Here is a 15,397-nt window from a genome sequence, read left to right as displayed (position 1 = left end):
AAATTTTGTTACGGAGTCAGCGGTGTCCGACCTGGCCAATCTTGACGATATCGTGGCGCTGCGGCGCGACCTGCACGCCCATCCCGAGCTCTGCTATGAAGAGCATCGCACCGCCAAGGTGGTGGCCGACGCCCTGCGCGGCTGGGGCATCGAGACCCACACCGGCATCGCCAGGACCGGCGTGGTCGGCGTCATCAAGCGCGGCACTTCTGACCGCGCCATCATGTTGCGCGCCGACATGGACGCCCTGCCGATGCAGGAAGAGAACCAGTTCGAACACCGTTCGCGCCACGACGGCAAGATGCATGGCTGCGGCCATGACGGCCACACCGCCATGCTGCTGGCCGCCGCGCGTCACCTGCAACAGGAAGGCGGCTTCGACGGCACCGTCTATTTCTGTTTCCAGCCGGCCGAGGAAGGCGGCGCCGGCGGCCGCGCCATGATCCAGGACGGCCTGTTCGAGCGCTTCCCCTGCGAGGCCGTGTTCGGCATGCACAACTGGCCCGGCCTGGAGGCCGGCTCGTTCGGCGTCTGCGCCGGGCCGATGATGGCGTCCGCCAACGGCTTCAAGATCACCGTGCGCGGTAAGGGCGGCCATGCCGCCGCGCCGCACGACTGCGCCGACCCGGTGCCGGCGCTGTTCGCCATCGGCCAGTCGCTGCAGACCATTCTGACCCGCAGCAAGCGCCCGCTGGACGCCGCCGTGCTGTCCATCACCCAGGTGCAGGCCGGCGGCAGCGTCATCAACGTGATCCCGGGCAGCGCCTGGCTGGGCGGCTCGGTGCGCGCCTACAGCACCGACGTGGTCGACCTGATCGAGCGCCGCATGCATGAGATCGCCGGCAGCATCGCCGCCGCCCATGGCTGCGAGGCCGAGGTCTATTTCGAGCGCCGCTATCCGGCGCTGATCAACACGCCGGCCGAGACCGAGTTCTGCATGCAGGTCATGCGCGAGGTGGCTGGCGCCGATCACGCCCGCGTGATCGAGCCGGTGATGGCCTCGGAGGACTTCGCTTTCCTGCTGCAGGCCAAGCCCGGCTGCTACGTGTTCCTGGGCAACGGCGACGGCGATCATCGCATGGCCGGCCACGGCCTGGGCCCGTGCATGCTGCACAACACCAGCTATGACTTCAACGACGCCCTGATCGCGCCGGGCGCGAGCTACTGGGTGCGGCTGACGCAGCGCTACCTGGCTGGCTGATTCGAGCATTACCTGACGCAGTGCTACGCAACACCACAAGGAAGCTATGAAAAAGAAGATGCTGTTCACGGCCGCGGGGGCGGCCCTGGCGATCATGACGGGCGGCGCCGCGCTGGCGCAGGGCTGGCCCGCCAAGCCTATCACCCTGGTCGTGCCCTACACCGCCGGCGGCAGCGCCGACGCGATCGGGCGCCGCCTGGGCGACGTGCTGCGCAAGGAGGCCAACGCCACCGTCATCGTCGAAAACAAGCCCGGCGCGGGCGCCTCGGTCGGCACCGACTTCGTGGCGCGCGCCCAGCCGGACGGCGCCACCCTGCTGCTGGCTTCCACCAGCCCGCTGACCATCTTCCCGCACCTGGCCAAGACCAACTACGACCCGATGAAGGACCTGACGCCGGTGGCCAGCGTGGCCGTGGCGCCCGTGGCCATCGTCGCCACCAAGGCCCTGCCGGTGAAGGACTTCGCCGGCCTGATCGACTACGCCAAGTCGCGCCCGGACGGCGTGCGCTACGGCACGCCGGGCCAGGGCACCGTGGCCCACATCGGCATGGCGGCGCTGACCACGCAGACCGGCACCAGGATGCTGCACGTGCCCTACCGCGGCAACAGTCAGGCGCTGACCGACGGCCTGGGCGGCGTGGTCGAACTGCTGGTGGTCAACACCGACGTGGTGCTGCCGCACGTGGCCAGCGGCGCGCTCAAGCCGCTGGCGGTGATGGCGCCCGAGCGCCTGGCCGCCTGGCCCGATGTGCCCACCATGGCCGAACTGAAGCTGCCGCAGGCGCAGTACTACTCGAACTTCGGCATCTTCGCGCCGGCCAATCTGCCGCCGGCGGTGTCGGGTCCGCTGCAGGCCGCGCTGGCCAAGGCCGTGGCCAGCGCCGAGTTCAAGGACCTGCTGGCCAAGTCCTACCTGCAGCCGGGCACCGCGTCCGGCGACGCCTTCGCCAAGCAGGTGCAGGCCGAGTTCGCCAACAACGCCCGCATCATCAAGGAAGGCAACATCAAGGCGGAATGACGTCGGGGCGCGTGTCCCCGCCGGGCTGCCGCGCGAGCAATGCAAAGCGCGCTCCACGGGGAGCCCGCTTTTTCATTTTCGGGGAGGCGGGCCGGCGTCGCGCCGCGTGAGTCGGACCCGCCAACGTGCGCTGGCCCGTCGTGCGCTCACGCGCCTTCGCGGCAATCGGTCAGGCCGTCTTCGGCCCGAACATGATCACCAGCATGCCGGCCAGGCAAAGCCCCACGCCGACATAATCGCTGACGCTGGGCCGCACGCCATCGACCGCCCACAGCCATAGCAGCGCCATGCCGATGTACACGCCGCCATAGGCCGCATACACGCGCCCCGACGCGGTCGGGTGCAGCGTCAACAGCCAGGCGAACAGCGCCAGGCTGACGGCGGCCGGCGCCAGCAGCCAGATGGAATGACCGCGGCGCAGCCACAGGTAAGGCAGGTAGCAGCCGATGATCTCGGCCAGCGCCGTCAGGACGAACAGCGCGAAAGTTTGCAGCATCGCCATGGCAGGCGCTTCAGGCTCGTTGCTGCGCCAGCAGCTCGCGGCACTGGCGTTCCTGCACCGCGATTTCCTGCAGCGTATCCTCGATGTCGCGGCGCTGCTGTTCCAGCGTGGCCCGGTGCTGGGCCAGCACCGCCAGGTACTGGCGCAACTGCACCTCGGTGTCGCCAGGGCCGTCGTACATGTCGATCAGCGTCAGGATCTCCGACAACTGCAGGCCCAGGCGCTTGCCGCGCAGGGCCAGCTTCAGGCGCGTGCGATCGCGCGGCCCGAAGATGCGGTTGCGGCCCTCGCGCGCCGGGCTGACGATCCCCTGGTCTTCATAGAAGCGGATCGTGCGGGGCGTGACGTCGAACTCGCGGGCGAGCTCGGAGATGGTCCAGGTTGACGGGGACATGCGACGTGTGGCAGTTTACGTAAACGTAAATTATGATGACTTGACGCGATCGTCAAGCGTGGAGAGCGAGGCAATGAACCCCAACGAACAGAAGCTGCAGTATCCCTGGGCCGATTTCCAGCCCGAAGCCGGCCGCGCCCACCAGGTGGCCGAGGGCGTCAAGTGGATCCGCATGCCGCTGCCGTTCGCGCTGGATCATATCAATCTCTGGCTGCTGCGCGATCGCATCGATGGTCGCGACGGCTGGACCATCGTCGACTGCGGCATCTCGCGCGACGAGGTCAAGACGCTGTGGGAACAGGTGTTCGAGAACGAACTGGACGGCCTGCCGGTGCTGCGCGTCATCGTCACCCACATGCACCCGGACCACATCGGCCTGGCCTACTGGCTCTGTGAACGCTGGGACGCGCGGCTGTGGATGACCATGACCGACTTCATGGTCGCGTCGCTGTGGTCGTCGCGCCGCAATGACGCCGGCGCCGGTCCCGGCGGCCAGTCGGCGGTCGACCACTTCGCCCGCCACGGCCTGACCGATCCGGACGCTCAGGAGCAGATCCGCCAGCGCGCCAACTACTTTCCCAACCTGGTGCCGGCCGTGCCGTCGCGCTACACCCGCATCATGCATGGCGACGCGGTGCGCATCGGCGCGCACGACTGGCGCGTCATCGTCGGCTACGGCCACGCGCCCGAGCACGCCTCGCTGCATTCGCCCGACCTGGGCGTGCTGATCTCCGGTGACATGGTGCTGCCGCGCATCTCCACCAATGTCAGCGTGTTCGACTACGAGCCCGACGCCAATCCGCTGCCGCTGTACCTGCGCTCGCTCGACGGCTACGCCGACGTGCCGCGCGACACGCTGGTGTTGCCGTCGCACGGCCGGCCGTTCAAGGGCCTGCACGAACGCATCGCGCAGCAGCATGAGCACCATCGCGACCGCCTGGCCGAAGTATTGGAGGCCTGTAAGGCCGGACCGCAATCGACCTCCGGCATCGTGCCGGTGCTGTTCAAGCGCAAGCTCGACCTGCACCAGTTGACCTTCGCCATGGGCGAGGCGCTGGCGCACCTGCATGCGCTGTACTTCGAAGGCAAGCTGACGCGCAGCACAGGCGCGGACGGCATCGTGCGCTTCAAGGCAGCCTGACGCCGCTCCCAGTCACGTTGCGCGGCGGCGTCCCGCGGGCGCGAACCGGCGCGTGTTGCCTCGCCGGGCCGGCCTTCGCCAGGCTCGCGCCGGCCGGCGGCCTCAGCGCGTGGCCGTCGCCAGCCGCACGGCCAGCCCCACGAACACCAGCGCCGCGACGCGGTTGAGCCAGCGCTTGGCCGTGACCGAGCGCTGCAGCAGTTCGCCGAACGCGCCCGAGAAGAAGGCGATGGCGCCGAACACCAGCAGCGTGGCCAGCATGAACACCGCGCCCAGTTGCACCGTCTGCCAGCCCACCGAACCCAGTTTGGGCGAGGTGAACTGCGGCAGGAAGGCGAAGAAGAACAGCAGCACCTTCGGATTGGTCAGGTTCATGACGATGCCGCGCCGGTACAGCGCGGAGGTCTTCATCGGCTCGGGCCGCTGGCCGTCCTCGGCATGCACCGGCGCCCGCAGGATCTGCCACGCCAGGTAGGCCAGATACGCCGCGCCCGCCAGTTTCAGCGCCGTGAAGGCCACAGGGGAGGCCGCGAACACGGCGGCCAGCCCCAGCGCCACGGCGGCGGTGTGGCCCAGCAGCCCGGTGCACAGCCCCAGCACCACGAACAGCCCGGCCTTGCGGCCCCAGATGGCCGATTGCATCAGCACGAACAGGTTGTCGGGCCCGGGCGTGAGGGCCAGCAATACGGCAATGCCGAAGAACGCGATCAGGGAATCGAGGGGCAGCATGGGGTCTCGCCAGGGTCGGGCGGCGCCTTGCGCGCCGGCAATCAAGTGGCATCATACGAGGAAACCAAGGAGACACCATGTCCGCCGTACCCGAATCCGCTGCCGCGCGCCCCGACGCCGCGCTCGAAGACTGGCTGCGCGCGCGCCACAGTTGCCGCGCCTTCCTGCCCGAGCCGGTGCCGCGCGCCACCATCGAGCGCATCCTGACGCTGGCGCAGCGCACCGCGTCCTGGTGCAACTGCCAGCCGTGGCAGGTGACGGTGGCCTCGGGCGACGGCGCGCGGCGCCTGAGCCGGGCGCTGGTGGAACGCGCCGGGCAAGCGGGCTTCACGCCCGACTTCCCGTTCCCGCGCGAGTACCGGGGCGACTACCTGGCGCGGCGCCGCGAGTCGGGTTTCCAGTTATATGGGGCCGTGGGCGTGGCGCGCGGCGACCGCGAGGCCTACCGGCGGCAGGAACTGCGCAACTTCCAGTTGTTCGACGCGCCGCACGTGGCCATCATCACCACCGACGAGGCGCTGGGCGAATACGGCGCCATCGACTGCGGCGGCTATGTCGCCAATTTCCTGCTGGCGGCGCAGGCCAACGGGGTGGCCACGGTGGCCCAGGCCTCGCTGGCGATGTATCCCGAGGTGCTGCGCGAACAGCTCGGCATCGGCCCCGAGCGGCGCGTGGTCTGCGCCATCTCGTTCGGCTATGCCGATACCGCGCATCCGGCCAACAGCTATCGCACCAGCCGCGCCGACCTGGACGCGGCGGTGCGCTGGATCGACTGACTCCGGACCGGGGGCGCGACAGCCGCGCGCGTTCCTGCTACGGTTCGGGTTCTCCCAATACGCACGCATTCCCTCTTGAAGATGGCTACCAAACACATCGATACGGTTCTGCAGCACGCGGGCACCGCCCCGTTCAACCCCGAGACGGGCACGGCCCCGGTGCCGCTGCCGCCGATGCGGGCCAGCACGGTGCGCTTCGAGAACCTGGCGGCCCTGGAAAAGGCCCAGCGCAGCAAGGCCGCCGGCGGCCGCGCCACCACCTATGGCCGCATGGGCATGGACACGCACGCGGCGCTGGAGCAGGTTTTCGCGCAGCTCGAAGGCGGCACCCACGCGTATCTGGCGCCGTCGGGCCTGTCGGCCATGACGATGGTGATGCTGGCGCTGTGCTCGGCCGGCGACCACGCGCTGATCTCCGATTGCGTCTACGGCCCGATGCGCGAGCTCGACGATGCCGTGCTCAAGCGCATGAACATCGCCGTCACCTACTTCGCCGCCGGCGAGGACCTGGACGCGCTGGTGCAGCCCAATACCAAGCTGCTGTACGTGGAATCGCCCGGCTCGCTGCTGTTCGAGATGCTCGACATGGGCGCCATGGCCGCCATCGCGCAGCGCCACGGCCTGGTGCTGGCCACCGACAACACCTGGGGTTCGGGCTACATCTACCGGCCGCTGACGCTGGGCGCGCAGGTGTCGGTCATCGCCGGCACCAAGTACGTGGGCGGCCATTCCGACCTGATGCTGGGCGCGGTCGTCACCAATGACGAGGCAATTGCCAAGAAGCTGAACCGCACCCAGTACGCCATGGGCTACTCCATCAGCGCCGACGATGCCTGGCTGGCGCTGCGCGGCGTGCGCACCATGCCGATCCGCATGGCGCAACACGCGCGCCACGCGCTGCAGGTCTGCGAATTCTTCAAGCAGCGCCCCGAGACCGTGCGCCTGTTCCACCCCGCCTGGCCGCAGGATCCGGGCCATGCGCTGTGGCAGCGCGACTGCACCGGTTCGAACGGCATGCTGTCGGTCGAGCTGCGCCTGTCGCCGGCGGCCGCGCGGGTGTTCGTCGACGAACTGGAACTGTTCGGTATCGGTTTCTCGTGGGGCGGCTACGAAAGCCTGGTGCAACTGGTGTCGCCCAAGGACCTGTCGCACCATCGCTATTGGGGCGAGGGCGACAACGCGCTGGTGCGCCTGCACATCGGCCTGGAGTCGCCGCAGGACATCATCGCCGACCTGACCCAGGCGCTGGAAAAGGCCGCGGCGGTCAAGGGCTGACCCGGGCGTGACCGCCGGCCGGGCCCGGCCGGCGCGCCAGCCCCGCCCGCCCCGCCCGGGATGAAGGCCGGCGCAAGGCCCGTGCGGCAAGGCGCCGCTGTATGTCAGGCGTTGGCGCGGACCCACGCGCCGATGCGCGCGGCGATGTCGTCGCTGTTGTCGTCCATCATCGGCATGTGCGAATTGCCGCGAATACCCATGTCGGCCAGGCGCCAGCGGGTAACGCGGCCGCCCCGTGCCGCCAACTGGTCGGCGTAGACCTGCCCCGCCGCATCCAGCCTGGCCCATAGCGGCGTGGCGTCGAGATAGTCGCCATAGACGAACAGAAAGGGCTTGCCCGCCACCGCCGCCGCGTCCACTTCCGCCGAGAACCCCGAGGGCTCGATGCCGATGACCCCGCGCACCAGTTCCGGCCGCGCCTGCAGCGCGCGGTAGGCCACTTCGCCGCCATGGCTGTGCGCCAGCACCAGGCACGGGCCGATGCGTTCCAGCGCGGCGCACAAGCCCGCCAGCGCCGCATCATTGTTGCCCAGCCAGCGCGGCACGGCGTGGCGGATGAAATCGTCGAAGGCCGCCAGCGGAAAGCGCTGGCCGTCGAAGGCGCGGCGCTGCGCGTAGTCCTCGGCGCGGCCGAAGCGGAACAGCGACCAGCTTTCCTCGGCGTTGCGCACGATGGGCGCATCCGGCCAGACCTCCTCGAACGGTGTCCAGCCGGCGCGGCCGCGCTCGACGTTGTCGACCACGTAGACCGCGTGGCCCTGCCGCAGGAAATGCTGCAGCCAGCCATGCCGGCCGTCCGGCGTCTGTTCCCACATCGCGCCGGTCATGCCGCCGCCGTGCAGCAGCACCAGCGGCAGCGGATGGCGGCGTTCGGCCGGGATGAAGTACTGCACGTACGCCTGTTCGACGTGGTACAGCCCGTTGGGGTCGTACGTCAGCGAGGCGGTCTTGGTGAAGGCGATCTCGCGCACCGGGCGGCCGCTGATATGCGCCTGCCGCCCGCCCGCGTAGAAGCTGCCGAAATCGGCCAGCGCCAGGGGGCCTACTTCTTGACCAGCGGACATTGGCTTTCCGACAGGGGCCAGGCGAGCGAGTCGCCGGGAATGGTGCGCACGATGTTGTAGTAGTCCCAGGGCGCCTTGGACTGGTCGGGCGATTTCACCTGCGCCAGCATCATGTCGCGCACCACCAGGCCGTCTTCGCGAATGTGCGCGTTCAGGCTGAACGGGTCGTCGATCGGCATCGACTTCATCTTCGCCATCACCGCGTCCGAATCGGTGGTGCCGGCCGCCTGCACCGCGCGCAGGTAGTGGCGCACCGAGCTGTACACGCCGGCCTGCAGGAAGGTGGGCGGGCGGCCCAGGCGGGCTTCGAACTTCTTGCTGAAGGCGCGCGTGCCGTCGTTCATGTCCCAATAGGACGGCACCGTCAGGTAGGTGTGCTGCGCGGCCTGCAATCCCAGGCTGTGCACGTCGGTCAGCAGCAACAGCATCGCCGCCAGTTTCTGGCCGCCGCTGGCGATGCCGAATTCGGCCGCCTGCTTGATCGCCGAGATGGTGTCGCCGCCGGCGTTGGCGACGGCGATGATCTGCGCCTTGGAGGCCTGCGCCTGCAGCAGGAACGAGGCGAAGTCCGAGGCGTTGAGCGGATGGAACACCGTGCCCATCACTTCGCCGCCGTTGGCCTTGACCACGGTCTCGGTGTCGGCGGCCAGCTGCTTGCCGAAGGCGTAATCGGACGCCAGGATGAACCAGCGCTTGTTGCCTTCCTTGACCACGGCGGTGGCGGTGCCGCGCGACAGCGCGTAGGTGGTGTAGGTCCATTGCACGCCATAGGGCGAGCATTGCGCCTGCGTCAGCGCGGTGGTGCCGGGGCTGGAGAACAGCACCAGCTTCTTCTTTTCGCGCGCGATGCCCTGCACCGCCAGCGCCACCGAGGAATTGGGCACGTCCACCACCACGTCGACGCCATCGGTGTCGTACCACTTGCGCACCATGCCGCTGCCGATGTCGGGCCGGTGCTGGTGGTCGCCCGATACCAGCGCCACGGGCTTGCCCAGCACGCTGCCGCCCAGTTCCTCGATCGCCAGGCGCGCGGCCTCGACCGAGCCGCGCCCGGTGGCATCGGCGGTGACGCCGGCCATGTCGGTCAGGACGCCGATCTTCACGCCGTCGGCGTCATTGGCTTGCGCTGAAAGGCCGGCCAGTGCCAGGCTCACGCCCAGCGCCGCGCGGCGCAGGAATTGCTGTCTCATCTTCCACCCCTTGTAGGCCGCGCGTGGCGGCGAATAATTATGGGAGGAAGTGTATATCGCGGCGGGCGCTTTGCCGCATCCGCGCGCCTTGGGGATGACCCCATGAAAAACGCCCCGGCCGGTCGGCTCGGGGCGTCGTCATGAACGCGGTTCAGGCGCGGGTCACTTGCCGCGGGCCATCGGGATCAGTTGGTTCACTTCCTTCAGGGCGCCTTCGTAGCTGTTGCCCGCCATGACCGGCGAGGTCATGAACTTGCCGCCGACGGCGAACGACGGCGTGCCTTCGATGCGATAGGCTTCGGCCAACTGGTTGGCGCGCTGGACCTGGGTCTGCACGCTGAACGAATCGAACACCGAGTCGAACTTGGCGCGGTCCACGCCCTGCGCGGCGGCCCACTCGCCCATGGCCTTCTTGTCGATCAGGCGCTTGTGCTCGCCGTGGATGGCGGTGAAGACCTTGGCGTGCAGGTCCGGGCGATCCAGGGCCACCAGGGTGTAGTAGAGCTGTTGCAGCGGCTTCATGCCGGCGTTGAAGGCGATCGGCACCTGCTTGAGCACGACGTCGTCGGGCTTGGTCTTGGCCCAGTCCTCGACCATGGGTTCCATGGCGGCGCAGTGCGGGCAGGTGTAGGCGAAGAATTCCAGGACCTCGATCTTGCCCGGGGTATCCGACGGCAGCGGCGGATTGATCGGCACATAGGCCTGGGTGCCCTGGGCGTGGCTGACCGGGCTGAAGAACGCGGTGGCGGTCAGCGCGGCGGCTGCCAGGATGCGGATGAGCTTGGGGGACAGCATGATGGGGTGAGGTTCCTGAACAAAGAGGTTACAGACAGGGCCAGGCCCGGATTAGTTCAATCAAAAACCATGATGCGGGCGCCGTGTTACTGGCGCACCACCGCCGTTTCGATCTTGTTTTCGCCGAGGCGGCCACGAGCGCGGTTCATGTCGTCCAGGCGGGCGAACGGACCGACGCGCACGCGGTTGATCGGCTTGCCGTTGACCTCGGCCTTCTGCACCGCCACCGGCAGGCCCAGCAGGATGATGCGGGCCTTGAGCGATTCGGCGTCGTCCTGGCCGCGGAAGGCGCCGGCCTGCAGGTAGTACGAGCCATTGGCCGACGCGGTCGGGGCGGCGCTGGCGACCGGCGCCTTGGCCGCGGGCGCCGGGGTAGGCGCCACCTTGGCGATGGGCGTGGGCGGGGCGCTGGCGGCCGGCGCGGGGGCGGCAGCGGGCGTGTTGTTGGAGGTCGGCAGGGTGGCGATCAGCGCGCCCAGGTCGTCCGACTTGCCCGCCGGCGCGGTGCCGCCCGCACCCGGCAGCGGCGCGGGCGCCGTGGCGGTCGGGCCGGTGGGCGGGGAACCCGCCGCGCCGTCGCGGCCGTACAGGCCGGCGTTGGGATCCGGCGCCTGGCGCGGATCGGGCAGCTTGCCGGCGTCGCCCTGGCGGGTGGCGCGATCGACAAAGGGCACGGGCGCCTTGGTGACGTAGAACGCCACGACGGCGGCGACGATCAAGCCGAGGAGCAATCCGGCCAGCGCCCCGTACAGGGTGCTGCCGCTTTCGCCGGACCGGCGGGTGGGTTTGCGCTTGGTGGCCATGTACCGATGTTACATCCGCTCGGGGGCGGACACGCCCAACAGCGCCAGGCCGTTGGCCAGCACCTGGCGCGTGGTCGCGGCCAGGCGCAGGCGCGCCAGCTTGAGCGCGGTGTCGTCGACCAGCACGCGCTCGGCGTTGTACCAGCCGTGGAAGTCCGCGGCGCAGTCGCGCAGCCAGAAGGCGATGTGGTGCGGGGCCAGTTCCTGCGCGGCCAGCGCCACCACGTGGGGGAACTCGGCCAGGCGTTGCATCAGCGCGAATTCGCTGGGGGCGGTCAGCAGGGACGCATCGGCCGCGGCCACGTCCGCCGGCGGCATGCCGGCGTTGTTGATCACCGAGCAGATGCGCGCATGGGCGTACTGGATGTAGTAGACCGGGTTCTCGTCGCTCTTGGACAGGGCCAGGTCGACGTCGAACACGAATTCGGTGTCGGCGCGGCGCTGGATCAGGAAGTAGCGCACGGCGTCGCGGCCGACCCAGTCGATCAGGTCGCGCATGGTGACGTAGCTGCCGGCGCGCTTGGAGATCTTGACCTCCTGGCCGCCGCGCATCACCTTGACCATCTTGTGCAGCACGTACGACGGGTAGTCCTTGGGAATCCCCTCTTCCAGCGCCTGCAGGCCGGCGCGCACGCGCGCCACGGTGCCGTGGTGGTCGCTGCCCTGGATGTTCACGGCGCGGTGGAAACCGCGTTCCCACTTGGCCTTGTGGTAGGCCACGTCCGGCACGAAATAGGTGTATCCGCCCTCGCTCTTGCGCATGACGCGGTCTTTATCGTCGCCCGTGCCCAGTTCGGTGGTGCGCAGCCACAGCGCGCCGCCTTCTTCATAGGTATGGCCGCCGGCGATCAGCGCCTTGACGGTGGCCTCGACCCGGCCCGAGGTGTACAGCGAGCTTTCCAGGTAATAGTTGTCGAACTTCAGCCCGAACGCCTGCAGGTCCAGGTCCTGCTCGCGGCGCAGGTAGGCCACGGCGAAGGCGCGGATGTCTTCCAGGCTGTCGATGTTGCCGGTGGCGGTGACGGGCTCGCCGTCCGAGGCCTGGATGGTCTTGCCGGCCTGGAAGTCGCGGGCGATGTCCAGGATGTAGTCGCCCTTGTAGCCGTCGGCGGGCCACTCGGGCGAGTCGGTCGTCAGGCCGCGGGCGCGCGCCTGCACGCTGATGGCCAGGTTCTCGATCTGGTTGCCGGCGTCGTTGTAATAGAACTCGCGGGTCACATCCCAGCCGATGGCGTCGTAGAGGCGGCACAGGGCGTCGCCCAGGGCCGCCTGGCGGGCGTGGCCGACGTGCAGCGGGCCGGTGGGGTTGGCGGACACGAATTCCACCAGGATCTTCTCGCCGCTGCGGGCGGCGCGGCCGAAGGCCTCGCCCTGTTCGGCCACGGCCGTGATGACGGCCTGGCGGGCGGCGGGGGTGACGCGCAGGTTGATGAAGCCGGGACCGGCGATTTCCGCGCTTTCGACCAGGTCGCGGGCGCCCGGCAGGGCCAGCAGGGCCTCGACGATGGCCTGGGCCAGTTCACGCGGATTGCGCTTGGCCGGCTTGGCCAACTGCATGGCCACGTTGGTGGCGACGTCGCCGTGGGCGGCGACCTTGGGGCGCTCCAGCAGCACGTTGGCTCGGGCCGCATCGGCCTGGGCATCGGGCAGGCTCTGCGCGACGGCGGCCTGGATCAGGGAGATAAGCTGTTTTTGTTGCTCGGGGAGCATGGGCGTCTGGAGAAGTTCTGGGTGGGTGACGAGGGCGGCGGGCCGTGGGCTCGCGCGCGGCGCCAGGGGGCGGGGTCGGCCGGCTGGCGGGCCTCGGGGGCATGACCGCGCGAGGCGCCGGATTCTCGGCCGCCGCGGATCCTGCCGTCACGGGAATCTCCTGAATCATAGCTTGATTTGGCGGCCGTTACCGCGCGGGGGCGCCGTCGGCCGGACCACCCGCCGACCCTCGCCCGGGGGCGCCAGTTGGCATCCCCAGGGTGTTGCGGTAGTGTATTGAGGGTATTCAATCCGTAGGAGACCGGAATATGCTGATTACGTTTCACTCCAAGGTCGTGGCCGAAGTCCTGATGCTCACCGACCACGCCGGCGTCCTGCTGCAAGCCGCGGGCAAGTCCTTTGGCGACAAGATCCCCGAGCGCGGCGTGTTCACCGCCGACCAGCTCGGTCCGGCCATCCAGGGTATCGAACGGGCCATTGAAGAATCCCAGGGCAATCCCGCCGAGGACGAGGAAGACGAGGACAAGCCGGCGGTGGCGCCCATGGCGCGCGCGGTCGGCCTGAAGGAGCGCGCCTTCCCGCTGCTGGACATGATGCGCCAGTCGCAGGCCGCCGGCGCCGAGGTCACCTGGGAAGTCTCCCGCGGCTGGTAGGCAATGTCGCCGGACGGACAATCTGCCCGGCGTTTTTTGCCTACCCTTTGCGGCTGACGCCATTTCAAGGAATCCCCGCCATGCGCAGCGACATCACCATCGTTTTCGACACCCGGCGCTCGCTGGACCTGTCGGCCAACGTCGAACCCAGCCCGCAGCGCCAGAACGACGCCCGCGACTGGTTCGACGGCGCCTGGGAAACCCTGGGCTGTGAACCCCTGCGCCCCAGCGGCAAGGTGCTGCTGCTGGACAAGGTGCTGGGCGTGGCCGACGCGCTCGGCTACGACATCCTGTCCACCGACGCCAAGGAAGCCCGCGAGTTCGCCGAGCACCTGGCGCTGGCGCTGGAACGCCCGCGCATCACGGTGGACCTGCCCGGCCTGACGGTCGGCTACTGACCGCCTGGCCGCGCCAACGAAAAGACCCCGCATGACGCGGGGTCTTTTGCTTTCCAGGGAAGGCTCAGCGGATGCCGGCGCGCATGAACGACTGCACGAACTGGCGCTGGAACAGCAGGAAGGCGATCAGCAGCGGCGCCGCCGACATCAGCGTGGCGGCGGTGATCACCGACCAGTCGATGCCCTGGTCGGTCGACGAGAACACCTGCAGGCCCACCGTCAGCGGCCGCGATTCCACCGAGTTGGTGATGATCAGCGGCCACAGGAAGTTGTTCCAGTGGTGGCTGACCGACACCAGCCCGTAGGCCACGTAGATCGGCTTGGCCAGCGGCACGTACACCTTCCACAGCACCTGCAGCGCGTTGGCGCCCTCCATGCGCGCGGCCTCCTCCAGCTCGCGCGGCACCGTCTTGAAGGTCTGGCGCAGCAGGAAGATGCCGAAGGCCGAGGCGAAGTACGGCAGGCCGATGGCGAACACCGTGTCGCGGATGCCGAGCTGGCTCATGGAGCGGTAGTTCTCCACCAGCAGCACGTCGGGCATGATCATCAGTTGCAGCAGCACCAGCATGAAGACGAAGTCGCGCCCGCGGAACTCGAAGCGCGCGAAGGCGTAGCCGGCCAGCGTCGACAGCACCAGTTGCGCCGCCAGCACCATCGTCACCAGCAAAAACGTGTTGGCGAAGTAGCGCGGGAACGGCGCGGCCTGCCAGGCCCGCGCGAAGTTGTCGAGCGTGAGGGGCGCGAACAGGTCGAAGCGGGTGGCGTAGGCCGGCGGGTGGAACGCGGCCCACACGGCGTACGCCAGCGGCAGGATCCACAACAGGCCAAGCGCCCACGCGCCCAGGGTATCGAGCTTGTCTTTCATTGGTAGTGCGTCCTGCGGTCCAGCCAGCGGAACTTGACCAGCGCCGTCAGCGCCAGCACCACCAAAAGCACGACGGTCAGCGTCGCGGCGTAGGCGGTGTCCCAGAAACTGAAGCCGACCTGGTAGATGTAGTACAGCAGCAGCGTGCTGGCGTTGTCGGGCCCGCCGCGGGTCATGACCACCACGTGGTCCACCAGCCGGAAGGCGTTGATCAACGCATTGATCAGCACGAACAGCGTGGTCGGCATCAACAGCGGCCACAGCACGCGCCGGAAGTACTGCCAGCGCGAGGCCCCTTCCAGCATCGCCGCCTCGCGCAGCGACGGCGACACCGTCTGCAACGCGGCCAGGTAGAAGATCATGAAGAAGCCGGATTCCTTCCACACCGTCACCAGCATCAGCGCCGGCAGCGCGGTTTCGCGGTTGCCGAGCCAGTTGGGACCGGGCGAGCCGAACAACTGCATCACCTGCGCGATCAGGCCGTACTGCGGGGTGTAGAAGAACAGCCAGATATTGGCCACCGCCACCATCGGCAGCACCGTCGGCGTGAAATACGCCATGCGCAGGAAACCGCGCCCGCGCAGGTTGCGGTTGACCCACAGCGCCATGACCAGCGCGATGCCGATCGAGGTCGGGATGGTGCCCAGGGCGAACCACAGGTTGTTCCAGAGCGATTGCCAGAACACCGGGTCGTCGCGCATGACCGCGTAGTTGTCCAGCCCGACGAAGCGGGCCGGGCGCGCGCCCTTGGGGGTGGAATAGAAACTGTGCCAGAGCGTCGCCAGCGCCGGGTAATGCGTGAACGCGGCGAGCAGCACGATGGCTGGCAGCAACAGCAGCCAGCCATAAAGCGCATTCAAGGAGCGGCTCATCGTGCTTGCGG

At 68.8% G+C, this 15,397-nt stretch carries 17 protein-coding genes; 7 read left to right on the top strand and 10 right to left on the bottom strand.

What is annotated here, in order from left to right:
* The first annotated feature begins 22 nt into the window (after positions 1-22).
* Both SB816_RS00925 and SB816_RS00920 read left to right on the top strand, forming a co-directional pair.
* A complete protein-coding gene (locus tag SB816_RS00925) occupies positions 23-1,201 on the top strand; it encodes a M20 aminoacylase family protein (RefSeq protein ID WP_116791572.1) in 1,179 nt (392 codons plus the stop codon).
* Between the two features lie 46 nt (positions 1,202-1,247).
* On the top strand, positions 1,248-2,219 hold the full coding sequence (locus SB816_RS00920) for a Bug family tripartite tricarboxylate transporter substrate binding protein (RefSeq protein WP_116791571.1): 972 nt from the start codon (positions 1,248-1,250) through the stop codon (positions 2,217-2,219).
* A gap of 169 nt (positions 2,220-2,388) precedes the next feature.
* Here SB816_RS00920 and SB816_RS00915 read toward each other — a convergent pair whose 3' ends face one another.
* Entirely contained in the window at positions 2,389-2,721 is a 333-nt protein-coding gene (locus SB816_RS00915; RefSeq protein WP_006386964.1) for a YnfA family protein, read from the bottom strand.
* Positions 2,722-2,731: 10 nt separating this feature from the next.
* Entirely contained in the window at positions 2,732-3,115 is a 384-nt protein-coding gene (locus SB816_RS00910; RefSeq protein ID WP_049070466.1) for a MerR family transcriptional regulator, read from the bottom strand.
* A 73-nt stretch (positions 3,116-3,188) separates the two neighbouring features.
* Between SB816_RS00910 and SB816_RS00905 the strand changes: the two genes are divergently transcribed.
* A complete protein-coding gene (locus tag SB816_RS00905; RefSeq protein WP_410546404.1) occupies positions 3,189-4,256 on the top strand; it encodes an MBL fold metallo-hydrolase in 1,068 nt (355 codons plus the stop codon).
* Positions 4,257-4,358: 102 nt separating this feature from the next.
* Here SB816_RS00905 and SB816_RS00900 read toward each other — a convergent pair whose 3' ends face one another.
* Positions 4,359-4,985 carry a LysE family translocator gene (locus SB816_RS00900; RefSeq protein ID WP_049070470.1) on the bottom strand — a complete coding sequence of 209 codons (627 nt, stop codon included), beginning with the start codon at positions 4,983-4,985 and terminating at the stop codon, positions 4,359-4,361.
* A 77-nt stretch (positions 4,986-5,062) separates the two neighbouring features.
* Here SB816_RS00900 and SB816_RS00895 point away from each other — a divergent pair, with 77 nt between their 5' ends.
* Together SB816_RS00895 and metC are read left to right on the top strand one after the other, a co-directional pair.
* The gene (locus tag SB816_RS00895) at positions 5,063-5,761 is read left to right on the top strand and encodes a nitroreductase (RefSeq protein WP_054504374.1); all 699 of its coding nucleotides are present in this window, start codon (positions 5,063-5,065) and stop codon (positions 5,759-5,761) included.
* A gap of 81 nt (positions 5,762-5,842) precedes the next feature.
* Positions 5,843-7,036 (top strand): cystathionine beta-lyase, encoded by a 1,194-nt coding sequence (gene metC / locus SB816_RS00890; RefSeq protein WP_054419502.1) that lies wholly within the window; start codon positions 5,843-5,845, stop codon positions 7,034-7,036.
* A gap of 104 nt (positions 7,037-7,140) precedes the next feature.
* Here metC and SB816_RS00885 read toward each other — a convergent pair whose 3' ends face one another.
* The 5 genes from SB816_RS00885 to argS all read right to left on the bottom strand — a co-directional run bounded on the left by SB816_RS00885 (position 7,141) and on the right by argS (position 12,598).
* The gene (locus tag SB816_RS00885; protein ID WP_410546403.1) at positions 7,141-8,100 is read right to left on the bottom strand and encodes a hypothetical protein; all 960 of its coding nucleotides are present in this window, start codon (positions 8,098-8,100) and stop codon (positions 7,141-7,143) included.
* Positions 8,079-9,290: an ABC transporter substrate-binding protein gene (locus SB816_RS00880; protein WP_054504375.1), complete on the bottom strand. Its 1,212-nt coding sequence runs from the start codon at positions 9,288-9,290 to the stop codon at positions 8,079-8,081. The genes SB816_RS00885 and SB816_RS00880 overlap by 22 nt, the downstream gene beginning before the upstream one ends.
* Before the next feature lie 162 nt (positions 9,291-9,452).
* On the bottom strand, positions 9,453-10,085 hold the full coding sequence (locus SB816_RS00875; RefSeq protein ID WP_054504376.1) for a thiol:disulfide interchange protein DsbA/DsbL: 633 nt from the start codon (positions 10,083-10,085) through the stop codon (positions 9,453-9,455).
* Positions 10,086-10,171: 86 nt separating this feature from the next.
* Positions 10,172-10,888 carry an SPOR domain-containing protein gene (locus tag SB816_RS00870; RefSeq protein ID WP_049070479.1) on the bottom strand — a complete coding sequence of 239 codons (717 nt, stop codon included), beginning with the start codon at positions 10,886-10,888 and terminating at the stop codon, positions 10,172-10,174.
* A 9-nt stretch (positions 10,889-10,897) separates the two neighbouring features.
* Complete coding sequence (gene argS / locus SB816_RS00865) at positions 10,898-12,598, bottom strand: arginine--tRNA ligase (RefSeq protein WP_064523927.1); 1,701 nt, start codon at positions 12,596-12,598, stop codon at positions 10,898-10,900.
* A 308-nt stretch (positions 12,599-12,906) separates the two neighbouring features.
* Between argS and SB816_RS00860 the strand changes: the two genes are divergently transcribed.
* Together SB816_RS00860 and SB816_RS00855 are read left to right on the top strand one after the other, a co-directional pair.
* Entirely contained in the window at positions 12,907-13,251 is a 345-nt protein-coding gene (locus tag SB816_RS00860) for a DUF1840 domain-containing protein (protein ID WP_049070483.1), read from the top strand.
* An 80-nt stretch (positions 13,252-13,331) separates the two neighbouring features.
* On the top strand, positions 13,332-13,649 hold the full coding sequence (locus SB816_RS00855) for a hypothetical protein (protein ID WP_006386976.1): 318 nt from the start codon (positions 13,332-13,334) through the stop codon (positions 13,647-13,649).
* Positions 13,650-13,713: 64 nt separating this feature from the next.
* Here the strand turns inward: SB816_RS00855 and SB816_RS00850 are convergent, their stop codons facing one another.
* Positions 13,714-14,514 carry a carbohydrate ABC transporter permease gene (locus SB816_RS00850; protein WP_006386977.1) on the bottom strand — a complete coding sequence of 267 codons (801 nt, stop codon included), beginning with the start codon at positions 14,512-14,514 and terminating at the stop codon, positions 13,714-13,716.
* Entirely contained in the window at positions 14,511-15,386 is an 876-nt protein-coding gene (locus SB816_RS00845) for a carbohydrate ABC transporter permease (protein WP_026384938.1), read from the bottom strand. The genes SB816_RS00850 and SB816_RS00845 overlap by 4 nt, the downstream gene beginning before the upstream one ends.
* Positions 15,387-15,397: the final 11 nt, after the last annotated feature.

This window comes from Achromobacter sp. SIMBA_011 (genome assembly GCF_046535435.1).
GTDB lineage: Bacteria > Pseudomonadota > Gammaproteobacteria > Burkholderiales > Burkholderiaceae_B > Achromobacter > Achromobacter dolens.
The sequence above is the reverse complement of the archived record's forward strand: the minus strand, read 5'-3'. Positions and strand labels throughout refer to the sequence as shown.

Excerpts from the sequence above, each read along its gene's own strand:
- SB816_RS00920 (WP_116791571.1), top strand. The coding sequence starts at position 1,248 with ATGAAAAAGAAGATGCTGTTCACGGCCGCGGGGGCGGCCCTGGCGATC.
- SB816_RS00915 (WP_006386964.1), bottom strand. The coding sequence starts at position 2,721 with ATGGCGATGCTGCAAACTTTCGCGCTGTTCGTCCTGACGGCGCTGGCC.
- SB816_RS00910 (WP_049070466.1), bottom strand. The coding sequence starts at position 3,115 with ATGTCCCCGTCAACCTGGACCATCTCCGAGCTCGCCCGCGAGTTCGAC.
- SB816_RS00905 (WP_410546404.1), top strand. The coding sequence starts at position 3,189 with ATGAACCCCAACGAACAGAAGCTGCAGTATCCCTGGGCCGATTTCCAG.
- SB816_RS00900 (WP_049070470.1), bottom strand. The coding sequence starts at position 4,985 with ATGCTGCCCCTCGATTCCCTGATCGCGTTCTTCGGCATTGCCGTATTG.
- SB816_RS00895 (WP_054504374.1), top strand. The coding sequence starts at position 5,063 with ATGTCCGCCGTACCCGAATCCGCTGCCGCGCGCCCCGACGCCGCGCTC.
- metC (WP_054419502.1), top strand. The coding sequence starts at position 5,843 with ATGGCTACCAAACACATCGATACGGTTCTGCAGCACGCGGGCACCGCC.
- SB816_RS00885 (WP_410546403.1), bottom strand. The coding sequence starts at position 8,100 with ATGTCCGCTGGTCAAGAAGTAGGCCCCCTGGCGCTGGCCGATTTCGGC.
- SB816_RS00880 (WP_054504375.1), bottom strand. The coding sequence starts at position 9,290 with ATGAGACAGCAATTCCTGCGCCGCGCGGCGCTGGGCGTGAGCCTGGCA.
- SB816_RS00875 (WP_054504376.1), bottom strand. The coding sequence starts at position 10,085 with ATGCTGTCCCCCAAGCTCATCCGCATCCTGGCAGCCGCCGCGCTGACC.
- SB816_RS00870 (WP_049070479.1), bottom strand. The coding sequence starts at position 10,888 with ATGGCCACCAAGCGCAAACCCACCCGCCGGTCCGGCGAAAGCGGCAGC.
- argS (WP_064523927.1), bottom strand. The coding sequence starts at position 12,598 with ATGCTCCCCGAGCAACAAAAACAGCTTATCTCCCTGATCCAGGCCGCC.
- SB816_RS00860 (WP_049070483.1), top strand. The coding sequence starts at position 12,907 with ATGCTGATTACGTTTCACTCCAAGGTCGTGGCCGAAGTCCTGATGCTC.
- SB816_RS00855 (WP_006386976.1), top strand. The coding sequence starts at position 13,332 with ATGCGCAGCGACATCACCATCGTTTTCGACACCCGGCGCTCGCTGGAC.
- SB816_RS00850 (WP_006386977.1), bottom strand. The coding sequence starts at position 14,514 with ATGAAAGACAAGCTCGATACCCTGGGCGCGTGGGCGCTTGGCCTGTTG.
- SB816_RS00845 (WP_026384938.1), bottom strand. The coding sequence starts at position 15,386 with ATGAGCCGCTCCTTGAATGCGCTTTATGGCTGGCTGCTGTTGCTGCCA.